This is a genomic window from Nitrospirillum bahiense (assembly GCF_007828025.1).
Taxonomy (GTDB): domain Bacteria; phylum Pseudomonadota; class Alphaproteobacteria; order Azospirillales; family Azospirillaceae; genus Nitrospirillum; species Nitrospirillum amazonense.
In genome coordinates, this window is record NZ_VITO01000024.1 from 53,002 (window position 1) to 69,235 (window position 16,234).

A 16,234-nucleotide genomic window follows, 5' to 3' on the forward strand; every position below is an offset into this window, starting at 1 on the left:
GCGGCGGTGATGAACTGTCGCTTGCGCAAAGCGTGGCGACCCCATATCTATTGATTTCACACCACCTGTCCGTGCATTGATAAGATTGTCCGGCTCGTGGTTTCGTTTCCCCGATATCCCTTGGGGGAACCGCTTCCATAGGTGACCTTTGTCCGTGACGTCGGATTACAGAGTCCTTGAGGGCAAGCGCCTGCTGCTGGTGATTTCCGGCGGCATCGCGGCGTACAAATGCCTGGAACTGATCCGCCGGCTGAAGGAACGCGGCGTTCGCGTCCGCGCCGTTTTGACCGAGGGCGCGCAGCAATTCGTAACACCTCTATCGGTGGCCGCCCTGTCTGAGGAGAAGGTCTACACCGACCTGTTCTCTCTGACCGACGAGTCGGAGATGGGGCACATCCGCCTGTCGCGCGAGGCCGACTTGGTGGTGGTGGCCCCGGCCAGTGCCGATATCCTGGCGCGCATGGCCGCCGGCATGGCCAATGACCTGGCGACCACGGCGCTGCTGGCCACTGACAAGCCGGTCCTGGTGGTGCCGGCCATGAACGTCATGATGTGGACCAACCCGGCCACCCAGGCCAATGTCCGTACGCTGGAGGGGCGCGGCATCCGCCGCCTGGGGCCCGCCGCCGGCGACATGGCCTGCGGCGAGGTCGGCTCCGGCCGCATGGTGGAACCGATGGAGATCGTGGCCGGCATCGCGGCCTTCTTCGCGGAACGGCAGGGGCCGAAACCCTTGACCGGCCGTCGCGCGGTGGTGACCAGCGGGCCCACCCACGAGCCTATCGACCCCGTGCGCTATATCGCCAACCGCTCGTCGGGCAAGCAGGGCCACGCCGTGGCGGCGGCCCTCGCGGCGCTGGGCGCCGACGTGACCCTGGTCAGCGGCCCCGTCACCCTGGCCGACCCGCCCGGCGTGCGCGTGGTGCGGGTGGAGACGGCGGCCGAGATGCTGGCCGCCAGCCAGTCCGCCCTTCAAACACCCGACGGGCCGGCCGACATCGCCGTCTGCGCCGCCGCCGTGGCCGATTGGCGCGTGGCGGCGACCGCGGGTGACAAGGTGAAGAAGGGCCCGGATGGCCCGCCCACCCTGACCCTGGCGGAAAACCCCGACATCCTGGCCACCCTGTCCCAGCCCGGCCCGGCGCGACCCCGCCTGGTGGTGGGCTTCGCCGCCGAGACGCGCGACGTGCTGACCTACGCTGCCGCCAAGCTGGCCAAGAAGGGCTGCGACTGGATCGTCGCCAATGACGTGGCGACCGGAACCGGCACCTTCGGTGGTGACGACAACCAGGTGCATCTGCTGCGCCGGGGCGCGGAACCCGAGGCCCCTCTGATCGAAACCTGGCCGCGTCTGTCCAAGACCGAGGTGGCGGTGCGCCTGGCCCAGGCCATCGCCGATACCCTGTCTACCCTGTCGCCCCATATCGCCCTTTCAACAAGCAACAACAGTCCGGAACCCGTTTGATGACCGAAGCCGTTACCGTCGCCGTCACCCGTCTGCCCCATGGCCGGGACCTGGACCTGCCGGCCTATGCCACCGCCCAGGCCGCCGGCCTGGACCTGATGGCGGCCGTGTCGGCCCCGGTGGTGATCCCGCCCCTGGGCCGCGCGCTGGTGCCCACGGGCCTGGCCATTTCCCTGCCGGTGGGCTTCGAGGCGCAGGTGCGCCCGCGGTCGGGCTTGGCGCTGAAGACCGGCGTCACGGTGCTGAACGCCCCGGGCACGGTGGACGCCGATTACCGGGGCGAGGTGGGCGTCATCCTGGTGAACCTGGGGGACCAGCCCTTCACCGTCGAGCGCGGCATGCGCATCGCCCAGATGGTGATCGCCCGCCACGAGCGCGCTCAGTGGAAAGAGGTGGACAGCCTGGATGAGACCGCCCGGGGCGCCGGCGGCTTCGGCTCCACCGGCGTCGCCGCGACCGCCACCGGCCGGGCGGGCTGATAAAAATGGGGGAAGGGATGCTGCGGATTTCCAAGAAGCTGATGTTCGCCATCGAGGTGGTGCTGGACATCGCCTACAACGCCGGCTCCGAGCCCGTGCAGTCGGGTGAGATCACGGCGCGGCAGGGCATCCCCAAGCGTTACCTGGAACAGGTGCTGCAGGCCCTGGTCCGGGCGGGCATACTGGCCGGCGTGCGCGGCCCCCGGGGCGGCTACCGTCTGGCGCGTGAACGCCGCCGCATCACGGTGGGTGAGATCGTGCGCATCGTCCGGGCCCTGGAACAGGCCACCGATCCCATGGAAGAGGCGGTGGGGGCCGAGCTGGGCCGGCAGGTTGTGCGCCCGCTGTGGGCCGAGCTGCAGGACGACTGCATGCGCCGCCTGGACCAGACCACCATCGAGGATCTGTGCCTGCGCGCCCACCGCGCCGGCATCGAAAGCGAAGCGACCCACAAGCTGGACTTCAGCATCTAAGGAATGGATCGAACCATGGCTGACACCGCCCCCACCGCCGCCTTCCGCGGCCGCGTTTACGACAGCATCCTGGAAACCGTGGGCGCCACCCCCCTGGTGCGCCTGAAGCGCCTGGCCGCCGCCCACGGCGTGAAGGCCGACATCATCGGCAAGTGCGAGTTCTTCAATCCGCTGTCCAGCGTTAAGGACCGCATCGGCCTGGCCATGATCGAGGCCGCCGAGGCCGACGGCCGCATCTCCCCCGACCGCACCCTGCTGATCGAGCCCACCTCGGGCAACACCGGCATCGCGCTGGCCTTCGTGGCCGCGGCCAAGGGCTACCGCCTGATCCTGACCATGCCGGAAAGCATGTCGGTGGAACGTCGCCGCATGCTGAAGCTTCTGGGGGCCGAGATCGTGCTGACCCCGCCGGCCCAGGGCATGAAGGGTGCCATCGCCAAGGCGGAGGAGTTGGCCGCCGAGGCCGGTGACGCCTATATCCTGCAGCAGTTCAAGAACCCGGCGAACCCGGAAATCCACCGCCGTACCACGGCCGAGGAAATCTGGACCGACACCGCCGGCGGCGTTGATTTCCTGATCTCCGGCGTGGGCACCGGCGGCACGCTGACCGGTGTGGCCAGCGTGATCAAAGAGCGCAAGCCCAGCTTCAAGGCCGTGGCCGTGGAACCGGAGGACAGCCCCGTCCTGTCCGGCGGCCTGCCGGGCCCGCACAAGATCCAGGGCATCGGCGCCGGCTTCGTGCCCGACATCCTGGACACCCACCTGATCGATGAGGTGCTGCGCATCTCCAACCAGCGCGCCTTCGAGACGGCGCGCGAGGTGGCCAAGCTGGAAGGTGTCGCCGTCGGCATCAGCTCCGGCGCCGCCCTGGCCGCCGCCTTGGAACTGGGCGCCCGCCCGGGGAACGAGGGCAAGCAGATCGTCGTGATCCTGCCCAGCTTCGCCGAGCGCTACCTGTCCACCGGCCTGTTCGACGGGCTGGATTGACAGGCCTGGATCGGCGCTAAGGGGGGCCGTCACAGCGCCGGCCCCTTTTTCCTGCACATCCTGTCCCACGGCTTTAGTTTTACCTAGGCCGCGACTGCGGCCGCCGGAGATTTTCGGGGAGCCGAAGGCGGACTGAAAATCGAGGACAAGCCAAGGGGCGGATGCCCCGCCGGCGTTTGAGGCAACTCACGACTCCGCACATGGACTTTAATGACTCACAGATCGAGCGCTACTCCCGCCACATCATCCTGAAGGAGGTGGGCGGGGAGGGGCAGGCCAGGCTGCTGGCCAGTTCCGCCCTGGTGGTGGGCGCCGGCGGCCTGGGCGCGCCCTTGCTGCTGTACCTGGCGGCGGCCGGGGTGGGCCGCATCGGCATCGTCGACGACGACACGGTCGATCTGTCCAACCTGCAGCGCCAGGTGGTGCACGACATGGCCTCGCTGGGCCAGGCCAAGGTGGACAGCGCCGCCGCGCGCCTGCGCGCCATCAACCCCGACGTGGTGGTGGAGGTGCACCGGACGCGCCTGGCCCCCGACAACGTCCGGCAACTGATCCGGGGTTACGACATCGTGGCCGACGGGTCGGACAATTTCGCCACCCGCTTCCTGCTGAACGACGCCTGCTATTTCGAGCGGCGCCCCCTGGTGTCGGCCGCCATGCTGCGCTTCGATGGGCAGATTTCCACGTTTAAGGCCCACGAAGGCCACCCCCACCCCTGCTACCGCTGCGTCTTCCCCGAACCGCCGCCGCCGGGCCTGGTGCCCTCCTGTTCCGAGGCGGGGGTGCTGGGCGCCCTGGCCGGCACGGTGGGGTCCCTGCAGGCGCTGGAGGTTTTGAAGGAACTGCTGGGCATCGGCGACAGCCTGTCCGGCCGCCTCATGCTCTATGACAGCCTGGGGGCCTCCTTCCGCACCGTGCGGGTGAAGCCGGACCCCGACTGTCCGCTGTGCGGCACCCACCCGACCATCACCGGCCTGCCGGGCGAGGATGGGCATGAGCGCTGATCCGCCTGGCTTGTCGATCGTCCTGCATTCCGGCGGCTTCGACCGGGTGCATTACGCCTTGGTCATGGCCACGGCGGCGGCGGCCATCGGCCGCCCCACCCTGCTGTTCGTCACCGGTCGCGCCCTGCGCCTGTTGCTGGCGGATGACGGCTGGATGGGCCTGGACCCGGCGGATGACGGCAGCACCGCCATCGAGCGCGAGCGGCGGTTCGCGGAAACCAATGTCGCCACCCTGGCGGAGCTGACCGAGTCGCTGGACCCCCTGGGAGTGCGCGTCATGGCCTGTGAGATGGGCTGGCGCGTGCTGGGGCTGGACAAGCCGGCGCTGCGTCCCGATGTGACGGTGGAAACGGCGGGTGTGGTGACGCTGTTGCAGGCGACCCCGCCGGGCGCCCATCTTATCCACCTGTGATCCGCCCAGCCTGAAAGCGCCCCGCCATGCCTGAATTGCCCGAGGTCGAAACCGTGGCCCGGGGCCTGGCCCTGAAGATGGAGGGCCGCACGCTGGTGCGCGTGGCCCAGCACCGCCCCAACCTGCGCACGCCCTTCCCACCCGGCTTCGTCCAGCGCCTGACGGGCCGCCGCGTGGCCGGCATCGGCCGCCGGGCAAAGTATGTGCTGGTGCGTCTCGACCCTGTTTCCGGTTCGGGGGATGACACGTTGCTCATCCACCTGGGCATGTCGGGCAGCATGGTGGTCAGCCGGGGGCCGGCGGGCGCGCCAGGAGCGCACGACCATGTGGTCATGGAAACGGACGACGGCGCCGTCGTCACCTTCAACGACCCCCGCCGCTTCGGCCTCATGGACCTGATCGCGGAGGGACAGGTGGACAGCCACCCCCTGCTGGCCAAGCTGGGGCCGGAACCCCTGGGCAACGAATTCGACGCGGACACGCTGTCCGCCCGCCTGGCCGGCAAGATGACGCCCATCAAGGCGGCGCTGCTGGACCAGCGCGTGGTGGCCGGCCTGGGCAACATCTATGTCTGCGAGGCGCTGTTCCGCTCGGGCATCAGTCCCGAACGGTCGGCCGCCAGCGTGGCGGGCAAGGACGCCCAGCGGCTGGTGCCGGCCATCCGCGACGTGCTGACCGAGGCCATCGCCGCCGGCGGCAGCTCCCTGCGCGACTACGTCCAGTCGGATGGCGAGCTGGGCTACTTCCAGCACTCCTTCGCCGTTTATGGACGGGAGGGCGAGGCCTGCCCCGGTTGCGACTGCGACGTGGCCCGCACGGGCGGCGTGCGGCGGGTTGTGCAGGCCGGCCGGTCCAGCTTCTTCTGCGCACGGCGGCAGCGCTGACGCATGCGGCCTTGGCCGTTGATGGGCGGCCCGCCATGCTTCACCTTATCGCCCAGCGAACCTTACCGGCCGGACCTTACCGGCTTCACTGGCCCCCCCCGCGTGAGCCCTGAATGCGCCTTGTCCTCGCCGCCGCCGTTTCCATCCCCCTGCTCTTGGCCGCCGGGCCGGGCGGCGCTGGGCCGGTGGAGCCGGGCTTTGTGCCGGGGGTGGAGGATTTGCCCTTGATGCCGGGGCTGATGGCGCCGGCCAACGCGGCGGTGGTTTTCGACCAGCCGGAGGGCCGCATCGTCGAGTCGGCGGCCCAGGGCGACGTCAGCGCCGCCGCCATCACCGCCTTCTACGCTCAGACCCTGCCGCAGCTGGGCTGGCGCCCCGCCGGCAACGACCGCTGGGCGCGCGAGGGGGAAAGGCTGGAGATCACGGCGACCCGCGACGGTATGGGCAGTCGGGCCGAAACCGTGGTGCACTTCATTTTGCGCCCGCAGTAGCCCCGCTTTTGAAGCGCTTCGCAAGGGAAGGGGTATGTTTGAAGTAAAAGACGCATGATCTTGGGGTGCGGCGATAGAATCGCCCATATCTGGTTTTAGACTCGTTGAATCCGGGGGGCGGGGATGTCCAAAGCAAGGGCATGCTCGGCGGATTTTGGTCTAGTCTGGCGCGGTTTTTAGGGCCCTGCCGCTTGACGGTTTCGTGGGGAGGGGGTATAAGCCCGGCCTTCCACGGCAAGGGTCGTGTTCGAAAAGGGTTTGTCATGGCTAATCATAAGTCCGCTGAAAAGCGTATCCGTCAGACGGAAGTCCGTACCGAAGTGAACCGGGCCCGCGTGTCCCGTATCCGCACCTTCGTGAAGAAGGTTGAGCTGGCTCTGGAAGCCGGCGACAAGGCCGCCGCCGCCGAGGCGTTCAAGCTGGCCCAGCCGGAAATGATGCGCGGCGTCTCTAAGGGCGTGCTGCACCGCAACACGGTGTCGCGCAAGATTTCCCGTCTGTCTCTCCGCATCAACGCTCTGGGCTGATAAGCCGGCCGCACCGATCGCGCGGGCCTTCGGGGCCCGGCGCATGAGGTGGGGTCCCAGCTCTTGACCGTGGATTGGATGAGGCCGCGTCCTGCCGGACATTGGCGGGGGCGCGGCCTTTTCCTTGCCTGCCCGCCGTTACTGCGTTCATCCTCACCTATTCTTCCAGAATAGTCCGAAGGGCCGGTGCAGGGCGGCGGGTGCGAGCATCATTCGGTCTTTTTTGCTTGTTCCCTTTTCGAGCCTATTGCGAGTCCCGGACGGCCCGACTAGCATCTGCGGATGTGCGGGGTCGTTCTCCACGATAAAGTAATCAAGCGGCGGAAACGCCCGCGCAGACCGATGGCAGATGTACATTGATGCTGACGCTTGGCGCTCTACATCACTCTGGCGTTGGTAGATTTCTGAATCTTTGAAGAAGATCATGCGTCTGCGGGAGATTCTTTAAAACGAATCCCGTAAGGTGCGCGGTTTTGTTTGCGTGTTTGGGTTTTGGTCTGCCTGGTATTTCAGCGGAATGGTGCCGGACGGGGCGGGGCGATGCCTCAAGCCCGGTGCCGGCAAACGTTCCGGTGGGAGGAAAGGTGGTCACGGAACCAGCCGGGACAGGGCCGACGACAGGGGCTGACGAAGCGGGGTTAGGGCGGCGTTGGAAAGGGTGGGGCCTTGGATGGTCCGCCGCCTTTATCCATCATCATCCGTCGTGCCGGCTGTCCGGCCGGCTCCCGTGCCTTCGTTCGGCTCCAGGCTCGTCGCCCGGACCTCCGGCCTTCATGAGGCGCCTGCCGGGGTGATGCATCCCGGGATGACCTGTCTCATGGGGGAACCGGGCTTTCCCGGCATAAGGTTCCGGTCCGATTTGATCCGGTTGTCAGGCCGGCTGTCGTTGGCCGGTGTCGTCTTATTTGATTGTCCGGGTCCGGAAGGCGTTGGGGCAGGAGCGAAGCGGGAATGTCGGTTCAGGCATCTCTGGATCAGCAATGGGCGCGCATCAGCGGGCGCCTGAAGGACGAGGTGGGTGAAACCGCGTATCGCAGCTGGCTGAAGCCGCTGACCGTTGAGGATTTCATCGGCGGCCAGGTGCGCATTGTCGTGCCCACGCGCTTCATGCGCGACTGGATCCGCACCCATTACGCCGATCGCATCCGCGCCCTGTGGTCGGGCGAGAATCCCGGCGTCCAGTCCGTGGAAATCGTCGTGGCCCCCCCGCGCAACGACGCCTCGCTCGGCGGCGCCCTGACCACCGGCCCGCGCGCCGCCGCCAACGCCACTGCCGATGCCGGGCCGCTGGCGGAAACCGGCATCGATCACCTGCCCACATATGATGAGGTCCAGTCGTCCGCGTCCCTCAACGGTGGCTTGCATGGCGGCCTGAACGGGGCGGCCGAGGCGCCGGCCCTGCCCGCCTTCATCGCCGGCAATGGCTTGGGGGAGGAGCGCGACGATGTCTCTGCCCTGCTGGACCCGCGCTTCACTTTCGAGAATTTCGTGGTGGGCAAGCCCAACGAGCTGGCGTTCGCCGCCGCCCGCCGCGTGGCCGACGCCAACGCCGTCACCTTCAACCCGCTGTTCCTGTATGGCGGCGTGGGCCTGGGCAAGACCCACCTGATGCACGCCATCGCCTGGCACATCCGCAAGAAGGACCCCGCCCGCCGGGTGATCTACCTGTCGGCGGAAAAGTTCATGTACCAGTTCATCCGGGCGCTTCGGTACAAGGACACCATGGCGTTCAAGGAGCAGTTCCGCTCCGTCGACGTGCTGATGATCGACGACGTGCAGTTCATCAGCGGCAAGGACAGCACCCAGGAAGAATTCTTCCACACCTTCAACGCCCTGGTGGATCAGAACCGCCAGGTCATCATTTCCGCCGACAAGAGCCCGTCCGACCTGGAGGGTATGGAGGAGCGCCTGCGCTCCCGCCTCGGCTGGGGCTTGGTGGCCGACATCCACCCGACGACGTACGAGCTGCGCCTGGGCATCCTGCAGTCCAAGGGCGAGCAGATGCGGGTGCAAATTCCGCAGAAGGTGCTGGAGTTCCTGGCCCACAAGATCACGTCCAACGTGCGTGAGCTGGAAGGCGCCCTCAACCGCATCGTGGCGCATGCCGAGCTGGTGGGCCGCGCCATCACCCTGGAAAGCAGCCAGGAAGTGCTGCACGACCTGCTGCGCGCCAGCAACCGCCGGGTGACCATCGAGGAAATCCAGAAGAAGGTGGCGGAGCATTACAACATCCGCCTGGCGGACATGAGCTCCGCCCGCCGCGCCCGCGCCGTCGCCCGCCCGCGTCAGGTGGCGATGTACCTGTCCAAGCAGCTGACCGCCCGCTCCCTGCCCGAGATCGGCCGCAAGTTCGGCGACCGCGACCACACCACCGTGATGCACGCCGTGCGCAAGGTGGAAGAGCTGTGCGCCACCGACCCGACCTTCTCCGAAGACGTGGAACTGCTGCGGCGCATGCTCGAAGGCTGAGGGGTGGCTTGACGGAACAGTCAGGCCCCGCCCTAATGTACCCGATCTGTTCCCTTCCTTGATCGGGGCGCCATCCTGACCTCCCCCCTGGCGATCTCACTGCCCCAGGCGCTGGCCTTCCGCCTGGACCGCCAGCATCTGCTGGCCCCGGCGCCCGACATGCTCACGGCGGCCCGCACGCTGCTGGGCGCCCAGGCCCAGGTGCAGTCCGCCGCCATCCTGCAATTGCGGGCACGCACCGCTGCCCTGGCCGACGCCGAGGTGGCCGGGGCCCTCCATGACAGCCGCAGTCTGGTCAAGCTGTGGGCCCAGCGCTCCACCCTGCACCTGGTGCCCACGGCCGGCCTGGGCGATCTTCTGGCCCTGCGCCGCCTGAAACAGCCGGAGTACCACGCGTGGTACAGCCGCGAGGGCCTGCCCCCCGACCGGGTGGCGGTGCTGATCGACGCCGTGGTCCAGGCCCTGGCCGACGGGCCGCACAGCCGCATGGACCTGTCCCGCCGCCTGGCGCCGCAGCTGGGCGACTGGGCCCGGCCCTGGCTGGAGCACAGCTGGGGCGGGGTGCTGAAGCTGGCCTGCGCCCTGGGCCATCTATGCCACGGCCCCCCGCGTCCCGACGATAACGAGGCCGCCTTCGTGGGCCTGCCCGCCTGGCTGGGCCAGGCGCCCGTGGCGCCGGCGGACAGCGCGCATGGTGTGGCGAATTTCCTGCGCCGCTATCTGGCGGCCTATGGTCCGGCAACGCCGTCCGATTTCCGCAAGTTCGCCGGCATTCCCGCCGGCCCCTGCCGCCAGGCCTTCCAGGATCTGGCTGGCGACCTGCTGGCGGTGGAACTGCACGGCCGTCCGGCCTATGCCCTGGGCCGGGACGAGGACGCATTGCGGCAGGCGGAGATGCCGGCCGGCCACCTGGCGGTGCTGCCCCTGTTCGATCCCTGGCTGCTGGCCCACGCCGATACCGCCCAGGTGGTGGACGACAGGCATCGTACCGCCATCTACCGCCAGGCCGGCTGGATCTCGGCCGTGGTGCTGCGCCAGGGGCGGGTGGCGGCGACCTGGACCCATCGCCGCCTGGCCGCCAAAGGCCAGCCGGTGTGGGAGGTGGAACTGGTGCCGCTGGGCCGCCTCACCAAGGCGGAACGGCGGGTCGTGCTGGACCGCCTGCGCCACCTTTCGGGCGGGCTGGACGTGCGATACGCGGGCGGATGATCCCCCTTTCGGACAGGCGGCGACTCGGCCTTCCGAATGGCTCTGGAATCGGTCGAAAACGCTGTCGCCGCGCGGGGCTTGTGCTATGGTGACCACCCCTTTTTCCAGGCCCTGTGGGGGGGCCTCGGGGGATTCAAGGCAAACAATCGCCGCGCCTCACAGGGGCGACGGGTCAGCACAAGCGGAACGGCATGAAGATCACCATCGAACGCGCGGCTTTGCTCCGGTCTCTCGGTCATGTTCAGAGCGTGGTGGAGCGTCGGAACACCATTCCGATCCTGTCCAACGTCCTGCTGAAGGCGGAAAACGGTGAGCTGGCGCTGACCGCCACCGACATGGATCTGGAGATTGTGGAATCCGTGCCGGCCGACATCGCGCGTCCCGGTTCCGCCACGGCCCCCGCCCACACCCTGTACGACATCGCCCGCAAGCTGCCGGATGGCAGCCAGGTGGAACTGGACTTCACCGCCGACACGCTGACCCTGCGATCCGGCCGGTCGCAGTTCCGCCTGGGCGCCCTGCCGGTGGAGGATTTCCCCGTCATGGCCGGCGGCGACACCGGCCACCGCTTCAGCCTGTCGGCCAGCGACCTGAAGATGCTGGTGGACCGCACCAAGTTCGCCATCTCCACCGAGGAGACGCGCTACTACCTGAACGGCATCTACCTGCACGCCTCCAAGGCCAAGACCGGTGCCGCCGAAATCCCCGTGCTGCGCGCCGTGGCCACCGACGGCCACCGCTTGGCCCGGGTGGAGATGGCCCTGCCCGACGGCGCCGGCGGCATCCCCGGCGTCATCATTCCGCGCAAGACCGTGATCGAGGTGCGCAAGCTGCTGGACGAGGCGGCCGACCGCATCGAGGTGCAGCTGTCCGACACCAAGGTGCGCTTCGCCTTCGACAGCATCGTGCTGACCAGCAAGCTGATCGACGGCACCTTCCCGGATTATGAGCGTGTCATCCCCACGGGCAACGACAAGGTGATGGAGGTCAACGCCGGCCAGTTCGCCGCCGCCGTCGATCGCGTCGCCACCATCTCCACGGAAAAGAGCCGGGCGGTGAAGCTCAGCCTGGACCGCGGCATCCTGACCCTGTCCGCCTCCAGCCCCGAGGCGGGGTCGGCCACGGAGGAGATCGAGGTCAGCTACGACAACACCGCGCTCGAGATCGGCTTCAACAGCCGCTACCTGCTGGACATCACCCAGCAGATCGAGGGCGAGGGCGTGCGCTTCACCCTGGCCGATGCCGGCTCGCCCACCGTGGTGCGCGACGTGGCCGACGGTTCGGCCCTCTACGTCCTCATGCCGATGCGCGTTTGAGGTCCTGGGGTCCCCCGGGGCGGCGGTAGCGGTTGCTGGCCAATATGGGCGCCATGTCCACAGAAGAGCCGCCCCTGACGGGGAAGCCGGAGGGCACCCCTCATGAGCATGGGGCGGCGCGCGCGCCATTCGCCGCGCTGGCCGTCACGCGCCTGACCGTCACCCGCTTCCGCTCCTACGCCCAGGCCCGCCTGACGCTGGACCGGCGGCCGGTGGCGCTGACCGGCCCCAATGGCGCCGGCAAGACCAACCTGCTGGAGGCGGTCAGCTTCCTCGCCCCCGGTCGCGGCCTGCGCCGCGCCAAGCTGGGGGATGTGGAACGGCTGCAGGCCCCGGGCGAAACCTGGGAGACGCCGGGCTGGGCGGTGGCGGCGGAGGTGCAGACGCCGCTGGGTGCCGTGGAGATCGGCACCGGCCGCGATCCCAACGGTGCGCCGGGCAGCGAGCGCCGCGTGGTGCACATCGACGGCCGCCCGGCCAAAAGCCAGATGGCGCTGGCCCAATATGTTTCCTGCGTCTGGCTGACGCCGCAGATGGACCGCCTGTTCGTGGAGGGGGCGGCCGGCCGCCGCCGCTTCCTGGACCGGCTGGTGTTCGGTTTCCATCCCGAGCATGCCGGCCACCTCAGCCGCTTCGAACAGGCCATGCGCGACCGCATACGCCTGCTGCGCGAGGGGGGTGACCCGTCCTGGCTGACGGTGCTGGAGGATCAGATGGCGACCAACGGCATCGCCGTGGCCGCCGCCCGCCGCGACGTGACCGCCCGCCTTGCCGCCGCCTGCCGCCGGGGTGTGGGACCCTTCCCGGCGCCGGGCCTGGCCCTGACCGGCACCCTGGACGGCTGGCTGGCCGACCGGCCGGCGGTGGAGGCGGAGGACACGCTGCGCCGGGCTTTGGCGGAGGCGCGGCGCATCGACGCGCACGCCGGCACCACCACGGTGGGCCCTCACCGCAGCGACCTGGCCGTGACCTACCTGGCCAAGGGCATGCCGGCGGAGCTGGGCTCCACCGGGGAGCAGAAGGCCCTGCTGATCGCCATCGTCCTGGCCAACGCCCGGCTGATGGCGGCGGAGGGGGCGGCGCCGCCCCTGCTGCTGCTGGACGAGGTGGCGGCCCATCTGGACGCGGAGCGCCGCACCGCCCTGTTCCAGGAGGTGCTGGCCACCGGGTCCCAGGCGTGGATGACGGGGACCGACGCCGCCACCTTCGCCGAGCTGGGGGCCGCCGCCAACCACGTCCGGGTGGTCCCGGACGAAACCGGCGGCGGCGTGGTGGTGGGCGCCGGATAGGCCCCTGGCGCTTTCGAGAGTCCGCGGAATGGGGGGCTGCGATCCCCCTTGGTTATGACGGTTTTGCCCCTGGGCGACGCGATATCTGGTAGAGTGTATCCATGGCACAAGAAGCTCTGACGACCCCCGACTCCGCCGCCGAGGATTACGGCGCCAGCTCCATCAAAGTGCTGAAAGGCCTTGATGCGGTGCGCAAGCGTCCCGGCATGTACATCGGCGACACCGACGATGGTTCCGGCCTGCACCACATGGTGTACGAGGTCGTGGACAATGCCATCGACGAGGCGCTGGCCGGCTATTGCACGCGGGTGGACGTCATCCTGAATCCCGACGGCTCCTGCACCGTGCGCGACGACGGCCGCGGCATCCCCGTGGACATCCATGCGGAGGAAGGCGTGTCGGCGGCCGAGGTCATCATGACCCAGCTGCACGCCGGCGGTAAGTTCGACCAGAACAGCTACAAGGTCTCCGGCGGCCTGCACGGTGTGGGCGTGTCCGTGGTCAACGCCCTGTCGGAAATCCTGGACCTGCGCATCTGGCGCCAGGGCCGGGTGTGGGAGATGCGCTTCGCCCATGGCGAGGCCCAGGCGCCGCTGGCCAACACCGGCGTCGCCCCGCTGAAGGCGGACGGCCGTCCGCTGTCCGGGACGGAGGTCACCTTCCTGCCGTCCAAGGCCACCTTCACCAAGACCGAATTCGATTACCAGACGCTGGAACACCGCCTGCGCGAACTGGCCTTCCTGAACTCCGGCGTCACCCTGTTCCTGACCGACGCGCGGGGCGTGGAGCCCAAGTCGTGCGAGCTGCATTACGAAGGCGGGCTGGAGGCCTTCGTGCAGTGGCTGGACCGGTCCAAGACGCCGCTGCACAAGCCGGGCATCGCGCTGCGTGCCGAGCGGCAGAGCGACCTGGGCGGCACCATCGGCGTGGAAGTGGCGCTGCAATGGAACGACAGCTATCACGAGAGCACGCTGTGCTTCACCAACAACATCCCGCAGCGTGACGGCGGCACCCATCTGGCCGGCTTCCGCGCGGCGCTGACCCGCACGCTGAACAACTACGCCAACGAGAGCGGCATCGCGAAGAAGGAGAAGGTGAACCTCTCCGGCGACGACATGCGCGAGGGCCTGACCTGCGTGCTGTCGGTGAAGGTGCCCGACCCCAAGTTCTCCAGCCAGACCAAGGACAAGCTGGTCTCCTCCGAAGTCCGCCCGGTGGTGGAGGCGGTGGTGGCCGACGCCCTGGCGACCTGGCTGGAAGAGCATCCGGGCGACGCCAAGCGCATCATCGGCAAGGTGGTCGAGGCCGCCGCCGCGCGCGAGGCCGCGCGCAAGGCGCGTGAACTGACGCGGCGCAAGGGCGCCTTGGACATGGCCTCGCTGCCCGGCAAGCTGGCGGACTGCCAGGAACGGGACCCGGCCTTGAGCGAACTGTTCCTGGTCGAGGGTGACTCGGCCGGCGGCTCCGCCAAGCAGGGCCGCTCGCGCCAGTTCCAGGCCATCCTGCCCCTGCGCGGCAAGATCCTGAACGTGGAGCGCGCGCGCTTCGACAAGATGCTGTCCTCGGCCGAGATCGGCACCCTGATCGCCGCGCTGGGCACCGGCATCGGGCGTGAGGAGTTCAACGCGGAAAAGGCGCGCTATCACAAGGTCATCATCATGACCGACGCCGACGTGGACGGCGCGCACATCCGCACCCTGCTGCTGACCTTCTTCTACCGCCAGATGCCCGAGCTGATCGAGCGCGGCTATCTCTACATCGCCCAGCCGCCGCTGTACCGCGTGAAGCGCGGCACGGCCAAGGAACGTTACCTGAAGGACGACCGGGCGCTGGACGATTACCTGATCGGCCAGGGGCTGGAGGACGTCACCCTCAAGGCCGCGGACGGCAGCGAGCGCCTGGGCGGGGAGCTGCGCGACGTGGTGGAGCAGGCGCGCTCCGCCCGCCACCAGTTGCAGGCCCTGACCCGCAAGGTGGGCAATGCCTCCGTGGTGGAGCAGGCGGCCGTGGCCGGCGCCCTGTCCATGACCCTGCTGACCGACGACACGCGGGCCGATGAACTGGCCCGCGTGGTGGCGGACCGCCTGAACCGCATCGAGGCCCAGGCCGCCCAGGCGGCCGGCAATGCCGGCGAGGGCGCCACCGTGGGCGTGGGCGCCTGGCAGGGTGAGCGCGCGCGCGAGGGCGGCCTCATGCTGTTCCGCACCAGCCGCGGCGTCACCCACCGCCACATCCTGGACGCCGACGTGCTGAAGAGTGTGGAGGCCCGCCGCCTGGACGCCATGGCCGACTTCCTGAAGACGGTCTTCACCGACGCCGCCACCCTGACCTACCGCGGCCGCACCACCCGCACCATCGTCGGCCCCACCGGCCTGATGGACGCGGTGCTGGAACAGGGCCGCCAGGGCCTGGCCATCCAGCGCTACAAGGGCCTGGGCGAGATGAACCCGGACCAGCTGTGGGAAACCACGCTGGACCCCAAGATCCGCTCGCTGCTGCAGGTCAAGGTCACCCACGTGGACGAGGCGGAAGAGGTGTTCTCTACCCTCATGGGCGACATCGTCGAACCCCGCCGCGACTTCATCCAGGAAAACGCGCTGAAGGTGGCGAACCTGGACGTGTGATCCAGTAGCTTTGTGAGCTGACCCATAAAACGAGAATCTTTGACCCATAGCGTGAGAATCGGGGCTTCACGCTATGGGTCTGGGTCTCCGAGACCGGTTCTTCGCCGCCATACTCATTGTGTGAGCGCCGGGGAAGTTGGCGCTCACGGCATGGGGCCGGAGCTGGCAGGCTGACGCGCGATTTTTGTCATGCGGCCTGCATCCACCAGGCCTGGCCGGGCGTAAGTCTTAGGACGCCAATCCGTAGCGGGCAGATTCCGGGAGACACGCCATGCGCCATCTTATCGCCGTTGTTTGGACTTTGAGCTTGGGCTTGGGGACGGCCCAGGCGGCCACCGTGGTCGTGACGCAGAAGAACCACGCCTTCGTGCCGAGCAAGATCGAGATCGCCACAGGCGACACGGTTATTTTCCGGAACGAGGATACGGTGCCGCACCAGGTCGTTTCCCACACGCCGGCATTTCAATTTGACCTTGATCTTGAGCGCCCCGGCGAGGAGCGATCCCAGGTTTTCACCCAGTCGGGGGTGATCGTCGTTGGCTGCGATCTCCACAGCACGATGGAAGTGATCGTCACCGTGGCACCCGGCACCGCGGGCAAATAGG

The 16,234-nt window shown here is 68.5% G+C and carries 15 protein-coding genes; all 15 read left to right on the forward strand.

The window, feature by feature from the left end; all coding sequences use genetic code 11:
- The first annotated feature begins 154 nt into the window (after nt 1-154).
- The 15 genes from coaBC (at nt 155) to FBZ88_RS25585 (ending at nt 16,233) form a co-directional block, all read left to right on the forward strand.
- A complete protein-coding gene (gene coaBC / locus FBZ88_RS25515) occupies nt 155-1,465 on the forward strand; it encodes a bifunctional phosphopantothenoylcysteine decarboxylase/phosphopantothenate--cysteine ligase CoaBC (protein WP_145619850.1) in 1,311 nt (436 codons plus the stop codon).
- On the forward strand, nt 1,465-1,944 hold the full coding sequence (dut, locus tag FBZ88_RS25520; RefSeq protein ID WP_186464597.1) for a dUTP diphosphatase: 480 nt from the start codon (nt 1,465-1,467) through the stop codon (nt 1,942-1,944). Before coaBC ends, dut begins: the two co-directional genes overlap by 1 nt.
- 17 nt (nt 1,945-1,961) lie before the next feature.
- The gene (locus FBZ88_RS25525) at nt 1,962-2,417 is read left to right on the forward strand and encodes an RrF2 family transcriptional regulator (RefSeq protein WP_004273531.1); all 456 of its coding nucleotides are present in this window, start codon (nt 1,962-1,964) and stop codon (nt 2,415-2,417) included.
- Nucleotides 2,418-2,432: 15 nt separating this feature from the next.
- The gene (gene cysK, locus FBZ88_RS25530) at nt 2,433-3,404 is read left to right on the forward strand and encodes a cysteine synthase A (RefSeq protein ID WP_145619852.1); all 972 of its coding nucleotides are present in this window, start codon (nt 2,433-2,435) and stop codon (nt 3,402-3,404) included.
- 200 nt (nt 3,405-3,604) lie between these two features.
- On the forward strand, nt 3,605-4,408 hold the full coding sequence (locus tag FBZ88_RS25535) for a HesA/MoeB/ThiF family protein (RefSeq protein ID WP_145619853.1): 804 nt from the start codon (nt 3,605-3,607) through the stop codon (nt 4,406-4,408).
- Nucleotides 4,398-4,820: a DsrE family protein gene (locus FBZ88_RS25540; protein ID WP_246138856.1), complete on the forward strand. Its 423-nt coding sequence runs from the start codon at nt 4,398-4,400 to the stop codon at nt 4,818-4,820. Before FBZ88_RS25535 ends, FBZ88_RS25540 begins: the two co-directional genes overlap by 11 nt.
- Nucleotides 4,821-4,846: 26 nt before the next feature.
- The gene (gene mutM, locus FBZ88_RS25545) at nt 4,847-5,704 is read left to right on the forward strand and encodes a bifunctional DNA-formamidopyrimidine glycosylase/DNA-(apurinic or apyrimidinic site) lyase (RefSeq protein ID WP_145619855.1); all 858 of its coding nucleotides are present in this window, start codon (nt 4,847-4,849) and stop codon (nt 5,702-5,704) included.
- 113 nt (nt 5,705-5,817) lie between these two features.
- On the forward strand, nt 5,818-6,195 hold the full coding sequence (locus FBZ88_RS25550; protein WP_211102801.1) for a hypothetical protein: 378 nt from the start codon (nt 5,818-5,820) through the stop codon (nt 6,193-6,195).
- A gap of 263 nt (nt 6,196-6,458) precedes the next feature.
- Complete coding sequence (gene rpsT / locus FBZ88_RS25555; RefSeq protein WP_088872298.1) at nt 6,459-6,722, forward strand: 30S ribosomal protein S20; 264 nt, start codon at nt 6,459-6,461, stop codon at nt 6,720-6,722.
- 951 nt (nt 6,723-7,673) lie between these two features.
- The gene (gene dnaA, locus FBZ88_RS25560; protein WP_145619856.1) at nt 7,674-9,191 is read left to right on the forward strand and encodes a chromosomal replication initiator protein DnaA; all 1,518 of its coding nucleotides are present in this window, start codon (nt 7,674-7,676) and stop codon (nt 9,189-9,191) included.
- Between the two features lie 159 nt (nt 9,192-9,350).
- Nucleotides 9,351-10,400, forward strand: a complete 1,050-nt coding sequence (locus tag FBZ88_RS25565) for a winged helix DNA-binding domain-containing protein (protein WP_145619857.1) — start codon at nt 9,351-9,353, stop codon at nt 10,398-10,400.
- A gap of 191 nt (nt 10,401-10,591) precedes the next feature.
- On the forward strand, nt 10,592-11,716 hold the full coding sequence (gene dnaN / locus FBZ88_RS25570) for a DNA polymerase III subunit beta (RefSeq protein ID WP_040846584.1): 1,125 nt from the start codon (nt 10,592-10,594) through the stop codon (nt 11,714-11,716).
- Nucleotides 11,717-11,769: 53 nt separating this feature from the next.
- Entirely contained in the window at nt 11,770-13,005 is a 1,236-nt protein-coding gene (gene recF, locus FBZ88_RS25575; RefSeq protein WP_145619858.1) for a DNA replication/repair protein RecF, read from the forward strand.
- 101 nt (nt 13,006-13,106) lie between these two features.
- Nucleotides 13,107-15,629, forward strand: a complete 2,523-nt coding sequence (gyrB, locus tag FBZ88_RS25580; protein ID WP_145619859.1) for a DNA topoisomerase (ATP-hydrolyzing) subunit B — start codon at nt 13,107-13,109, stop codon at nt 15,627-15,629.
- A 271-nt stretch (nt 15,630-15,900) separates the two neighbouring features.
- The gene (locus FBZ88_RS25585) at nt 15,901-16,233 is read left to right on the forward strand and encodes a cupredoxin domain-containing protein (protein WP_145619860.1); all 333 of its coding nucleotides are present in this window, start codon (nt 15,901-15,903) and stop codon (nt 16,231-16,233) included.
- Nucleotide 16,234: the final 1 nt, after the last annotated feature.